General features: G+C 36.5%; 13 protein-coding genes. 12 read left to right on the forward strand and 1 reads right to left on the reverse strand.

What is annotated here, in order from left to right:
- Positions 1–6 precede the first annotated feature (6 nt).
- From LZQ00_RS00990 to LZQ00_RS01045, 12 genes are all read left to right on the forward strand, one after another.
- On the forward strand, positions 7–981 hold the full coding sequence (locus LZQ00_RS00990) for a SusF/SusE family outer membrane protein (protein ID WP_234511144.1): 975 nt from the start codon (positions 7–9) through the stop codon (positions 979–981).
- Between the two features lie 49 nt (positions 982–1,030).
- Positions 1,031–2,872 (forward strand): glycoside hydrolase family 13 protein, encoded by a 1,842-nt coding sequence (locus LZQ00_RS00995; protein ID WP_234511145.1) that lies wholly within the window; start codon positions 1,031–1,033, stop codon positions 2,870–2,872.
- A gap of 4 nt (positions 2,873–2,876) precedes the next feature.
- Positions 2,877–3,524 (forward strand): beta-phosphoglucomutase, encoded by a 648-nt coding sequence (pgmB, locus tag LZQ00_RS01000; RefSeq protein WP_234511147.1) that lies wholly within the window; start codon positions 2,877–2,879, stop codon positions 3,522–3,524.
- A gap of 15 nt (positions 3,525–3,539) precedes the next feature.
- The gene (locus LZQ00_RS01005) at positions 3,540–5,831 is read left to right on the forward strand and encodes a family 65 glycosyl hydrolase domain-containing protein (protein ID WP_234511149.1); all 2,292 of its coding nucleotides are present in this window, start codon (positions 3,540–3,542) and stop codon (positions 5,829–5,831) included.
- Between the two features lie 13 nt (positions 5,832–5,844).
- On the forward strand, positions 5,845–7,185 hold the full coding sequence (locus LZQ00_RS01010) for an MFS transporter (RefSeq protein ID WP_234511151.1): 1,341 nt from the start codon (positions 5,845–5,847) through the stop codon (positions 7,183–7,185).
- A gap of 183 nt (positions 7,186–7,368) precedes the next feature.
- Positions 7,369–8,184, forward strand: coding sequence for a DUF4886 domain-containing protein (locus LZQ00_RS01015; RefSeq protein ID WP_234511153.1), 816 nt, complete (start codon positions 7,369–7,371; stop codon positions 8,182–8,184).
- 11 nt (positions 8,185–8,195) lie between these two features.
- Positions 8,196–9,185, forward strand: a complete 990-nt coding sequence (locus LZQ00_RS01020) for a polysaccharide deacetylase family protein (RefSeq protein ID WP_234511154.1) — start codon at positions 8,196–8,198, stop codon at positions 9,183–9,185.
- A 52-nt stretch (positions 9,186–9,237) separates the two neighbouring features.
- Positions 9,238–9,726: a DinB family protein gene (locus LZQ00_RS01025; protein ID WP_234511156.1), complete on the forward strand. Its 489-nt coding sequence runs from the start codon at positions 9,238–9,240 to the stop codon at positions 9,724–9,726.
- A gap of 124 nt (positions 9,727–9,850) precedes the next feature.
- Complete coding sequence (locus LZQ00_RS01030) at positions 9,851–10,366, forward strand: RNA polymerase sigma factor (protein WP_234511158.1); 516 nt, start codon at positions 9,851–9,853, stop codon at positions 10,364–10,366.
- Entirely contained in the window at positions 10,332–10,976 is a 645-nt protein-coding gene (locus LZQ00_RS01035; RefSeq protein ID WP_234511159.1) for a hypothetical protein, read from the forward strand. Before LZQ00_RS01030 ends, LZQ00_RS01035 begins: the two co-directional genes overlap by 35 nt.
- A 5-nt stretch (positions 10,977–10,981) precedes the next feature.
- Positions 10,982–11,452 (forward strand): DUF4252 domain-containing protein, encoded by a 471-nt coding sequence (locus LZQ00_RS01040; protein ID WP_234511161.1) that lies wholly within the window; start codon positions 10,982–10,984, stop codon positions 11,450–11,452.
- Between the two features lie 7 nt (positions 11,453–11,459).
- The gene (locus tag LZQ00_RS01045; RefSeq protein ID WP_234511162.1) at positions 11,460–11,999 is read left to right on the forward strand and encodes a DUF4252 domain-containing protein; all 540 of its coding nucleotides are present in this window, start codon (positions 11,460–11,462) and stop codon (positions 11,997–11,999) included.
- Positions 12,000–12,098: 99 nt separating this feature from the next.
- On the opposite strand, the gene sucD is transcribed toward LZQ00_RS01045, so the two are convergent.
- Positions 12,099–12,977 carry a succinate--CoA ligase subunit alpha gene (sucD, locus tag LZQ00_RS01050; protein WP_234511164.1) on the reverse strand — a complete coding sequence of 293 codons (879 nt, stop codon included), beginning with the start codon at positions 12,975–12,977 and terminating at the stop codon, positions 12,099–12,101.
- Positions 12,978–13,054: the final 77 nt, after the last annotated feature.

Here is a 13,054-nt window from a genome sequence, read left to right on the forward strand (position 1 = left end):
ATGAAAATGTTTAATATATTTCGATTACTATTAGTTTTACTCGTTGGTGTTTTTAGCCTCTTGTTCTCTTGTAAAAAAGTGGAACATGGTATTGACGATGCTATAGTTTCGATCAATGAGAATACGGTATCGACTATTCAAGTCGGGAAAAAATTAAAAGTCGGTTTTATTGCCAACCAAATTACTGAATTTACATTCTCTATTGTACCTGTAAATGGTACTGAAGCTTTGATTACAGAAAATATTACAGTTGATCCAAATACATTTATTGCTTCAAAAGAATTTGATATTCCAAACGAAGCCTCTTGGATTGGGGATGCTTTATTGAAAGTTACGTATACTTCAGGAGGACAGACTATTGAGAAAACAAAACCCATCACATTTACCGAAAGTAATCCACAAATGTTTGTTGTCGGAGGTTCTATAGGTGCGGGTTGGGAACCAACATTAGGAGTTCCTATGCGCTTATATGATGAAGATAGTAAATTTAAGTTTGAGACATTTGAGTATATCACAGTTGATGGTTCTGGATTTAAGTTTTTACCTACCAATGTAGATTGGACAGATGCTTTCGGAAAAGGAGCTACTGAAGGAACCTTGCTACAAAGTGGTGACGCTGGAAATATTACAGTTGCTGCAGATGGCTTTTATAGAATTCGTATGGATGCGGAAGCAAAAACATATGAATTATTGAAATCAACATGGGGTGTGATTGGTAGTGCAACTCCTAAAGGTTGGGATGCTGATACCGATATGACGTTTGCAGGAGGAAAAGGAACTTATACTTGGAAAGTAAAATTGAACCTTGTAGCCGGTGAATTAAAATTCCGAATGAACGATGATTGGGCTGTCAATATGGGTGGAACTGTTTCTGCTTTACAACAAGATGGTGCAAATCTAGTCATTGATGCTGCAGGTACATATGATGTTGAATTAAATTTGACACCAGGAGGCTATACAGCTAAAATTTCTAAAAACTAATATAATAGGGAGCATTTAGCTCCCTATTTCAACAAACTTTTATTGAATCATGATACGTCTATTGTTAAGTAGTGTTTTTATACTACTTCAGCTTTCTTATGCTTTTTGTCAGGATAATTTTTCTATTCAAAGGGTTGAACCGATGAATTGGTGGGTGGGAATGAAAACTTCCAATGTGCAATTAATTATCTATGGTAAGAATCTCGGAAAAAGTACCGTTAAAATTCAAAAAGAGGGCTTAACACTCTTAAAAACGCACACAGTTGAAAATTCTAATTATTTATTTCTTGATGTAGCAATTGAAGCCGATGCAACTGCAGGTTTTTACCCCATTGAGTTTTATGTAAATAACAAACTTGTTGGACGGTATAATTATGAATTGAAAAATAGAGATGCATCTGCTGTTAAAGCACAAGGTGTTCATGCCGAAGATCTGATTTACCTCATCATGCCAGATCGTTTTGCGAATGGAAATAAAAAGAATGACCAGGTAAAAGGTTTAAGGGAAATGAATGTAGATCGCGATTCCATGTATGCACGACATGGGGGTGACCTTGAAGGTATTATTCAACATCTGGATTATTTAAACGATCTAGGTGTTACATCTGTTTGGTTGACACCTGTATTGACGAATGATATGCCACAAGCTTCCTATCATGGATATGCAAATACAGAAAATTATCAGGTCGATCCTCGATTTGGAACAAATGAAACTTATCGTAAACTTGGAGAAGAGCTGCACAAACGAAAAATGAAATTGGTACATGATGTTGTACCAAATCATGTGGGATTGTATCATTGGACTGTCATAGATAAACCGTTTAAAGATTGGTTGCATGAATGGCCAAGTTTTACACAAACTACTTATAGGGATCAAACTATTTTTGATCCTTATGCTGCGACTGTTGACCGTGAAAAAATGGAAAAGGGTTGGTTTGTGGAAACAATGCCTGATATGAATCAACAGAATGAATATGTTCAAAAATATATTCTTCAAAGTCATATTTGGTGGATTGAATATGCTGGGATTGATGGTTTTCGTATTGACACCTATCCTTACAATGATTTGGCTTTCATGGCGAAATGGACAACCGCTATCAAGAATGAATATCCAAACTTCTCCTTCTTTGGTGAAACATGGGTACAGTCTGTTCCTAATCAGGCCTATTTCTTAGGTGGACAGCGTGTTGGTCAATCGATCGATACGAAACTTGACGGTGTCACTGATTTTCAATTAAATTATGCTATAGGAGATGCTCTGAATAATGAACAAGCAAATAGATTGTATGCTACTCTAGGATCAGATTATCAGTATCCTAATCCATTGGCGAACGTCATCTTTTTAGATAATCATGATAAAGATCGCTTTTTCTCTGTAGTGGAGGAAAATTTAGAAAAGTATAAATCGGCTTTTTCTTGGCTCTTGACATCCCGTGGGATTCCTCAAATGTATTATGGCGCCGAGGTGTTAATGAAAAATTTCAATAAACCAGATGGCTTACTTCGAGAAGATTTTAAAGGGGGATTTGAAGGTGATACTGTAAATAAATTTAGTACAGTAGGTAGATCTGATTCGGAAAATGAGCTATTCAATCATGTTAAAAAGTTAGCAAATTATCGTAAGAATAATACAGTACTGCAATATGGAACGACACAACATTATGTTCCGGAGAATAATGTATATGTCTATTTCAGATCCAATGAAACTCAAGTTGTCTCGGTTTTTATGAATTGTAATGCCAAGGAGATTACGCTGTCTTTACCACGATATCAGGAAAGTCTAAAAGGAGCAAAACGAATGAAAAATATCCTGACAGATGTAGAGCAAGATATACCATTAGAAATAACATTAAAACCTCATCAAACACTCGTGTTTGAACTAAAAAAATAAAGAAATGAAAAACGCAATAAATCTTTTGGGAGAAATAAAGGGGGTAATTTTTGATTTGGACGGTGTGCTGGTAGATACTGCGGTATTCCATTTTCAAGCCTGGAAAAGGCTTGCCCAGGAACTGGGTTTTGAATTTACAGAGATTGAGAACGAACAGTTAAAAGGAGTCAGCCGAATCGCTTCCTTGGAGAAGATCTTGAATTGGGCAGGTGCAGAAGCCTCAGAAAGCGAAAAAAAAGATATGGCAGAACGTAAAAACAGCTGGTATTTAGATTTAGTTCTCCAGATGAAAGTAGGTGAGGTTTTGCCAGGATCAATGGAACTGCTGCACTGGTTAAAACAAAAGGGTTATCCGATCGCATTGGGATCGGCAAGTAAGAATGCACCACTTATCCTTGAGAAAACAGGAATTTTTTCTTTTTTTGATGTTATTGTGGATGGCAATGTGGTGACCCTGTCAAAACCAGATCCCGAGGTTTTTTTAAAAGCCGCGAGTGAACTGCAACTGCTTCCAGAAGAATGTCTGGTGTTTGAAGATGCACAGGCTGGGGTAGATGCCGCAAGAGCTGCAGGAATGAAAGTGATCGGTATTGGTTCCGGTTTACAGGGAACCGACCTATCGATCAGTAGTCTGAAGGAAGTTTTGAATTAATAAATTGATTTTGCAATGAAGAATTACATCGTCCACAATGAGTGGAATATCATAGAAGAGGGGTTTGAGCCAGCATATAATGAAGTTTCAGAAAGTATCTTTTCCATTGGAAACGGAAGAATGGGACAGCGTGCAAATTTTGAGGAAGATTATAGCGGAAAATCCCTTTCAGGATCATATTTAGCCGGGGTTTATTATCCTGACAAAACTCGGGTAGGCTGGTGGAAGAACGGTTACCCTGAATACTTTGCAAAGGTCATCAACTCGATCAACTGGATCGGACTCCATATAACAGTAAACGGCGAACTGTTGGATCTGGCAACATGCGAGGTACGTAATTTTCAGCGCAGGCTGGATATGAAGCATGGACTGCTGACAAGATCTTTTGAAGCAAAACTTCAAAATGGAACAGAAGTCCGTATCGAAAGTACAAGGGTATTCCATCTTTTCCTGTCCGAAACAGCTTCCTTGAGATATACTATTCAGGTGCTTAATCAGGAGAAGGCATCTTTACAGGTAGTGTCCTATCTGGAAGGTGATGTGGTCAATCGGGACAGTAACTATGATGAACATTTCTGGAATTTTATATCAAGCAGCACAGATTCACAACTGTCTGTGACGATGAAAACAAAGAAAACAGATTTCATTGTCCGGGCTGATCTGATCAATAGGTTTACCGTTAATGATACAGCCCTTGAATCGAAATTCTCCAAAGAACAGGGAGCACGTGTTTCCGAAGCTGTAGAAGTTTCATTGGTACATCAGGATGTCTTCGCTGTTGAAAAACGTGTTTCGATGGTAACCTCCCAAAATCATATCGAGGGTGAACTGGAGCAGGCCGGAAAAGCCAATGTTGCACATATCACTTCTTTATCATTCGATGAAATAAAAGATAAACAGGCATCGTCCTGGGAGAGTTTCTGGAATGAAAGTGATATTGAGATCGCTGCCGATGTTGCTGCCCAGCAAGCGATCCGATTCAATATATTTCAGTTATACCAGACCTATACAGGAGAAGACTCCCGTCTTAATATTGGCCCGAAAGGTTTTACAGGAGAAAAGTACGGGGGGGTGACCTATTGGGATACCGAAGCATACTGTGTTCCTTTTTATCTGGCTACACAGCCTGCAGATGTTGCCCGTAATTTATTGTTATACCGTTATCAGCATCTGGATAAAGCGATTGAAAATGCGGCAAAGCTTGGTTTTTCAAATGGGGCTGCTTTGTATCCCATGGTAACGATGAACGGAGAGGAATGCCATAATGAATGGGAGATCACCTTTGAGGAGATCCACCGAAATGGGGCAATTGCTTTTGCCATCTATAATTATCAGCGCTATACAGGCGACTGGTCCTACATAGAAGATTATGGACTTGAGGTGCTGGTTGCTATCAGTCGTTTTTGGGCACAGCGGGTGAACTGGAGTACAGAAAAGGAAAAATATGTCATGTTGGGGGTTACAGGTCCCAATGAATATGAAAATAATGTCAACAATAACTGGTATACCAATACCATCGCAGCATGGTGTCTCAAATATACACTGGAATCCATACATACTTTAAAAAACAGTGTCCATACTAAATTAACTTCCATAGTTGAAAAAATAGCTTTTAAGGAAGAGGAAGCCGTGCTGTGGCAGCATATTATTGATCACTTCTATTATCCGGTTGACGATGATCTTGGGATCTTCCTGCAACAAGATGGTTATCTGGATAAAGAACAGGTGCTGGTTTCCGATTTACCTGATACGGAACGTCCGATCAATCAAAAGTGGAGCTGGGACCGTATTTTAAGGTCATGTTTTATTAAACAGGCGGATGTACTGCAGGGGCTGTATTTTTTCGAGGATGAGTATGACCTGGATACCATCAGAAGGAACTATGATTTTTATGAACCCCGAACTGTTCATGAAAGCTCACTTTCTCCCTGTGTACATGCTATTTTAGCTTCGAAACTGGGCAACGAGGCCAAAGCTTATGAGTTTTACCTCAGAACGGCCCGGTTAGACTTGGACGACTATAATAACGATACAGAAGACGGTCTGCATATCACATCGATGGCCGGAACCTGGATGTCGATCGTAGAGGGTTTTGCGGGCATGCGGGTGAAAGATGGTACATTAAGTTTTCAGACTTTTATTCCCAAAACCTGGGATAGCTATGCTTTTCATGTGCAGTTCAGGGGAGTGAAATTATTTGTGAAAGTAAAACAGGATGATTTTGAACTGGTCAACAAGTCTGATCAGGAAATTAATGTTATTTTTAATGGAGAATCAATCTTGGTTGAACCGCTTACAACCATCTAAGCAATAAAAAATTATGACTTCGAAACTGCATAAAGCAAAAATGTCTACTGCTCAGATCATTAATATGAGTATAGGTTTTTTGGGAATTCAAACGGGATTTGCTCTTCAAAATGGAAACGCATCACGTATTCTCCAAACTTTTGGAGCTGATGTTGAACATTTATCACTTTTTTGGTTAGCAGCACCCATTACCGGGATGATCGTACAACCGATTATTGGACATTATAGTGATCGAACATGGAATAGAATTGGACGAAGAAAACCTTATTTTTTGGTTGGAGCCATTTTAACAGCAATAGCATTGATACTTATGCCTAATGCGGCATTATTCACAGCAATATTACCCCCCTTATTGATAGGTGCAGGTATGTTGACCATCATGGATGCTTCGATCAATGTTACCATGGAGCCATTTAGAGCTTTAGTAGCAGATAATCTACCCAGTTCGCAACGAAGTCTTGGGTTCTCGATTCAAACTTTTATTATTGGATTTGGTGCTGTTATAGGTTCTTGGTTACCTTATGTGCTGACCAATTATTTTGGAGTGGAAGGGACAGCTGCTGAAGGGGTAATTCCTCAGAACGTCATTTATTCTTTTTATTGTGGAGCAGCTTTATTGTTGACCTCGATTTTATGGACAATTTTTACGACAAAGGAATATACTCCTGAAGAAATTGCTTCTTTTGAAGATGCAGCATTAGAAGTCGAAACGACTAAGCATCGCTCAGGTCTACTGACAATTCTGGAAGATTTTAAATTGATGCCAAAGACCATGAAGCAATTAGGATTGGTACAGTTTTTTTCTTGGTTTGCACTCTTTATGATGTGGGTCTATACAACACCTGCTATAGCAGAACATATCTTTTATTTAAAAGATGGTGAAAAGTCTAAATTATATATGGACGCGGCAAATTGGGTTGGTGTGTTGTTTGGTATTTATAATGCTGTCTCAGCGGTGTATGCTTTATTTTTAGCTAAAATTGCAAATAGATATGGACGTAAACAGACGCATGCGTTCTCATTGACTATGGGAGGTATCGCGTTGATCTCTATGTTTATCATTAAAGATCCGAATCTTTTAATTATCCCCATGATTGGGATAGGTCTGGCTTGGGGAAGTATCTTGGCTATGCCTTATGCTATTCTTAGTGATAGTCTACCTGCAAAGAAAATGGGTGTTTATATGGGTATTTTTAATTTCTTTATTACGTTTCCTCAAATTGTTTGTGGTTTCTTTGGGGGATATATCATCAAGTTGTTTTTCCACAGCCATTCTATTTATGGGATTTTATTAGCAGGTATTTTTATGCTATTGGGCGCATTATCTGTGTTGAAAATTAAAGATAAGATTTAAGGTTATAGGTTGGTTTTTTTTAAAGCTTCCTCATTGAGGAGGCTTTTTTTGTGTTCAAATTGAAAGATATTTTTTAATTTAGAGATTAACTGTTGAAAGTCCACGTATATGAATAACTGTAAAATTCCTTTTATCATTTTTCTTTTTTGTCTTATTTTTTTATCAAGATTGTCTGCACAACCCATGAATAATGCATTAGACGATGGGGTTATACGTATACTGGCTATAGGAAATAGTTTTTCAGAAGATGCGCTAGAAAATAATTTATACGAGTTAGCGAATGCTAGGGGGAAGAAAATAGTTATTGGTAACCTATATATAGGAGGTGCTCCACTTGAGCTACACGTTAAAAATGCTTTGGGAGATAGTAGTTCTTATAGCTATCGGAAAATAAATGAGATCGGAGTGAAGCAAGTGATAGATAAGGTGAAAATCTCGACAGCTTTACTCGACGAACCATGGGATTATATTAGCTTTCAACAAGCGAGCCCTCTTTCAGGAAAATATGAAACTTATTCAAAAGATTTACCCCTTCTCTATGCCTATATAACGCAACATGTAAAATATCCAGAAACAAAGTATATTTTGCATCAAACATGGGCTTATCAACATGATGCTGATCATGCTGGTTTCAGTCTATATGAACGGAATCAAAAAAATATGTATCAAGCTATTGTATCCACATCTGAAAGAGTCTATGATTGGGGTGATTTCTCCATACTCGTACCTGTTGGCACGGCAATACAAAATGCAAGAACAACCTATATAGGAGATCATTTCACACGTGATGGCTATCATCTTAATTTAAATTATGGTCGATTTATTGCCGCTTGTACATGGTATGAGGCTCTATTTAAGGAAAATGTGAAACGAAATACTTTTGTTCCTCTTACTATAAGTTATGTAGAGAGTAAAATTGCGAAGGAGGCTGCACATGCTGCTATTATGAATCCTTATAATATAACCAATCTATCTTATTATAGTACTTGGACTTATTGATATAATTTTCGATGGAACAAAAATGGCTCAATTCTATATTTAAGTATATTGGTTTAATTATTTTATTCATGCTTATTAAACCAGGTGCTATTTATTCACAATGTTATGAACATATTGTGAATTATCAGGTACATTTTACAGCTCTTTCTTATAAAGGACAGCAATATATCGGTATTAGAAGTTTTCGTAATGATGGACAAGACTATGTTTTATCCGTGAATCCAAACACCTTGGATACATACGTAATGAAAAGTACGGATTGCAAAATCGTAGCTGTAAGTAATATTCAGAAAATTGGTTATTTTTCTCCATCCGTTTATTCAAAAAGTTTTAAACGTGTTCGTAATAATGAGGGTGTTCTTCAAGATGCTGGGATCGATTTTGCTTTTCCTAAAGAAATGGGAATCAATTTGACAATTGATTTATGTCCATCACATAAACCTCTAGACAAAGTTGTTTTTGAGTCTTTATTTTCAGCGTTTAAAGGTGTTGAAAGTTCGCTCCCCGTTGCTATTTCACTTTCTGGAAAATGGATATTGAACCATGAAGCAGATTTGCATTGGTTGCTAGATCAGAAGAATAAAGGATTGTTAACTATAACCTGGATCAATCATACGTATAATCATAAGGTGAATAAAGATCCTTTGAATCATAATTTTTTATTAGCCGAAGGTACTGATGTGACCAATGAAATTTTAGCAAATGAAATGTTAATGCTTAAAAAGGGAATAGTTCCATCTGTATTTTTTAGATTTCCTGGTCTTGTTTCAAGTAAAAAAATTATTGAAGAAGTATTGGGTTTTGGACTGATACCCGTTGGATCTGATGCTTGGTTGGCAAAAGGACAACATGTGAAGGATGGGAGCATTGTTTTGATTCATGCCAATGGTAATGAAGAAGTGGGGATTCAAGATTTCATTCAATTATTAAAAAGTGAACAAAAAAATATTAAAAGTAAGCATTGGATTTTACATGATCTTCATGAAGGTTTCGAGTATTAGTATTATTTTTAGGGTAGTTTAAGCAAATCATTTTTTTATTTAAGATAAGGTTATGAGTATTAAAAAAAGTTTTCTAATTGAGTTAGAAAAAGAGACAAACAATACTGCACGTATTTTAGATCGCATTACAGATGATCATTTGGATTGGCGACCACATGAAAAATCAATGAGTTTAGGCGAATTGGCCGCTCATGTTGTTGAATTACACAGTTGGGTTTCTAAAGCTATTCCAAAAGATGTTTTTGATTTTAAAACAGATTACCAACCTTTGAAAATCAATTCTGTTGAGGAGTTGAAAGATATTCTGAAAAAAGGCTTAATTGTGAATAAACAGACCATTGATCAACTACCTGAAGAAGATTGGTTAAAAGAATGGGTATTGAGAGCAGGTGATTGGGAAATTGTAAGATTACCTAAAGCAGGTGCTATACGATTTGTCATTACAAATCACCTCATTCACCATAGAGGTCAGTTGACCGTTTATTTGCGCTTGTTAAATATACCTGTACCGGGATTATATGGGCCATCAGCTGATGAATAGCATGATAAACCGAGGCTTGTAGCTTCGGTTTTTTTATACATTATAATACCAATTATATTTTTTTTAAAAAGCATGTAATATTTCTACTGCCTAGTTTGTCTTCTATATAAAGCGATTAAAATTTATGAACCAAGAAACCTTTAAAACGACAGTATTCATCCTTAAGGATCGATTATTTCGTTTTGCGAATAGGTTTTTGCTCGATCAAGATGATGCATTTGATTTGGTTCAGGAAGTTTTATTGAAATTGTGGGAATCGAGGGTTGAATTGTTGAAAGTGTCAAATGTGGAGGCTTATGCCATGCGCATGACTAAAAACTTTGCTCTGAATCGATTAAATCGTGAAGGAGTTAAGGCTAAGTATATGGGACAACTTGATCAAGACATGCAACAAGAAAAGTATCCAGCTTTGACGCGAGAGCTAATCTTGAAGATGGTTGATCGTCTTCCTGAAAAGCAACGGTTAGTCATGTATTTGCGAGATATCGAAGAATACGAAATTGCAGATATCGTCACATTGGTTGGAATAGATGAAAATGCTGTACGCGTGAATTTGTCACGAGCACGGAATGTCGTAAAAGCTAATTTGACAAAAGTTTTTGATTATGAAGAAAGAAGAATTAGAGCAATTAAAGGCTAAGTATCTAGCTGGAGAAACATCTCTGGCTGAAGAAAAACTGCTCAAAGAACATCGTGAAGATGCGTATTTTTCAGTACTGGGTGAGCAAGGAGGAGAGGAGATGAATCTTGATTTCGAACAGTTTTTAGCGACTGCTGAAGAAAAGATTGTTATACATCAATTGCCTAAACGGAATTTATGGAAGATTCTTTCTTCAATTGCGGCTGCAGTATTATTGATCTGTCTTGGTGTTTGGTATTTTCCCAATAACAAAAACACAAGTACAGAACATGAGAGAATAAGTCAAACAAAACCTTTAAAAGAAGTGCTGAAAGATGATGTAGTTACAGTTAAACCTGTATTAGATACGAAAGAAAATACAGAAAAGGTATCACATCGGCTAGCTCAATTCAAGAAACATGTTCCTAAAAAGCATGCACCTGTTTTGGTACCTGAATCCGAAAATCAAGTAACTCCACAAGAGTTTTATGTGGAAGTGAATGGTGTGAAGATTACCAATGAGGCAGAAGCTTTACAGATTACTGAAGAAGCTTTGCAATTTGCTTCATTGAATTTAAAGAAAGGTATGAAAGAAGTAGAAAATATAAAATGTTTAAATATTGAATTATAGAAATTATGAAAACGGTATTATTAGTAATCGCGCTATTGTGCTCCAGTTTAGCACAGGCTCAAATCTCAAGATTAGATGAAATTTTTGAGCAATATAAAGAAGGAAAAGGTGTGACTTCAATTAAAATCGGAAAACCTATGTTTAGCATGTTGAACAAGATGAAACTGTCCGATAGTGAAGTAAATAGTATTAAGCCTTTACTTTCTAAGATTAATGCAATCAAAATGTTGATTTTAGAAGAAGCTAATCCAACCGTACAATCGGATGTTGCAAAAGCTATTGATAAATTGAAGTACGAAGAATTGATTACCATAAATTCGGAAGGTAATAAAATTAAATTTTTGGCGGAAGATACGGCAACAGATGTTATCAAAAATTTATTGCTCAGTATTCAATCTGAAGGAAGTACAATTTTTATGATCCTCGATGGCAAGGTCAGCTATGATGATGTTAATAAATTAGTGAATACTAAATAAGTTGAACATGAGACAATCAATAATCATAGGAGTACTTTTATTCTTTTGTTTAACATTGCAAAGTTGTTTTGTAAAAACCAGCCCGAATATGTCTTTCGTAAATAAGGAGGATCTAACGAATGATACAGAAGTTGCCTCGATAAGAGTACCCATGTTTTTAACAAAAGCATTTCTCAAGGGCAAGATTAAAGAACTGAATGAAGATGATGCAATCGCAGCATTAGCTTTTCGGAAGATTAAGAAGTTGAAGATCATGACCATTTCTGGAGAAGGGAAGGGAAACCTAATGAAGAAGTTTAATACCTATTTAAAAAAGAATAATTTCGAAGAGATGATGAGTTTATATAGTGATGGTTCCAAAATCACTATTAATACAGAAATGAAAAAAGATCATGTCAAGCGTATACTTCTTGGAATAGCAGATGAGGAAGACTATGTATTTGTCGACATTAAAGCTGATTTGGATCTAAATGAATTGTCCAGAATGATTGAATATTATGAGAACAAAAATGATAAATCAAAGAGCAATACATTAGTTGAAAATTAGCTGATTGTCTTGTTGTCTATTTAAAAACGAATAGTTCGTCCTAAAAAAAGAGGTTGCATGTAGTACATGCAACCTCTTTTTTATTTATAAAGCTTACGCTTATTTTTTCTTAGCTAATTCTTCAGCGATTGCTTTTCCGATTTCTGCAGGAGATTCTACTACACGAATACCGCACTCAGCCATGATTTTCATCTTAGCAGCTGCAGTATCATCAGCTCCACCAACAATAGCACCAGCATGTCCCATACGACGTCCTGGAGGCGCTGTTTGACCAGCGATGAAACCAACCACTGGTTTAGTTCCATGTTCTTTAATCCAATGAGCAGCTTCAGCTTCCATACCACCACCGATCTCACCGATCATAATGATAGCTTCAGTTTCGGGATCGTTCATTAATAGTTCTACAGCTTCTTTTGTTGTCGTACCAATGATCGGATCACCACCAATACCAATAGCAGTTGTGATACCAAGACCAGCTTTCACAGTTTGATCAACAGCCTCATATGTTAATGTACCTGATTTAGAAACAACACCAACTGTACCTTTTTTGAAGATAAAACCTGGCATGATACCGATTTTTGCTTCATCAGCAGTGATGACACCTGGACAGTTAGGTCCGATTAAACGAGATTTTTTGTCGCTCAAGTAAGATTTTACTTGAATCATATCTTTAGTAGGGATACCTTCAGTAATACAAACAATAACACCGATACCTGCCTCAGCAGCTTCCATAATCGCATCAGCTGCAAATGCAGGAGGTACGAAAATAATAGAAACGTTAGCACCAGCTTTTTCTACAGCATCTTTTACAGTATTGAATACGGGACGATCTAAATGTGTTTGACCACCTTTTCCTGGTGTAACACCACCAACTACGTTTGTTCCGTACTCAATCATTTGACTAGCATGATAAGTACCTTCTGTTCCAGTGAAACCTTGAACAACTACTTTTGAATCTTTATTAACTAATACACTCATTTCTTCTTAAAATTTTGCATCACAAATCTACTATTTTGCATTGAAAATAGGAAGTAATATGAATACTTATATGACCA

Origin of the sequence: Sphingobacterium sp. SRCM116780, from assembly GCF_021442025.1 — a bacterium.
Lineage (GTDB): Bacteria > Bacteroidota > Bacteroidia > Sphingobacteriales > Sphingobacteriaceae > Sphingobacterium.

Coding starts and splice junctions, on each gene's coding strand:
- pgmB (WP_234511147.1), top strand. CDS start 2,877: ATGAAAAACGCAATAAATCTTTTGGGAGAAATAAAGGGGGTAATTTTT.
- LZQ00_RS01015 (WP_234511153.1), top strand. CDS start 7,369: ATGAATAATGCATTAGACGATGGGGTTATACGTATACTGGCTATAGGA.
- LZQ00_RS01025 (WP_234511156.1), top strand. CDS start 9,238: ATGAGTATTAAAAAAAGTTTTCTAATTGAGTTAGAAAAAGAGACAAAC.
- LZQ00_RS01005 (WP_234511149.1), top strand. CDS start 3,540: ATGAAGAATTACATCGTCCACAATGAGTGGAATATCATAGAAGAGGGG.
- LZQ00_RS01045 (WP_234511162.1), top strand. CDS start 11,460: ATGAGACAATCAATAATCATAGGAGTACTTTTATTCTTTTGTTTAACA.
- LZQ00_RS01010 (WP_234511151.1), top strand. CDS start 5,845: ATGACTTCGAAACTGCATAAAGCAAAAATGTCTACTGCTCAGATCATT.
- LZQ00_RS01040 (WP_234511161.1), top strand. CDS start 10,982: ATGAAAACGGTATTATTAGTAATCGCGCTATTGTGCTCCAGTTTAGCA.
- sucD (WP_234511164.1), bottom strand. CDS start 12,977: ATGAGTGTATTAGTTAATAAAGATTCAAAAGTAGTTGTTCAAGGTTTC.
- LZQ00_RS00995 (WP_234511145.1), top strand. CDS start 1,031: ATGATACGTCTATTGTTAAGTAGTGTTTTTATACTACTTCAGCTTTCT.
- LZQ00_RS01030 (WP_234511158.1), top strand. CDS start 9,851: ATGAACCAAGAAACCTTTAAAACGACAGTATTCATCCTTAAGGATCGA.
- LZQ00_RS01020 (WP_234511154.1), top strand. CDS start 8,196: ATGGAACAAAAATGGCTCAATTCTATATTTAAGTATATTGGTTTAATT.
- LZQ00_RS00990 (WP_234511144.1), top strand. CDS start 7: ATGTTTAATATATTTCGATTACTATTAGTTTTACTCGTTGGTGTTTTT.
- LZQ00_RS01035 (WP_234511159.1), top strand. CDS start 10,332: ATGAAGAAAGAAGAATTAGAGCAATTAAAGGCTAAGTATCTAGCTGGA.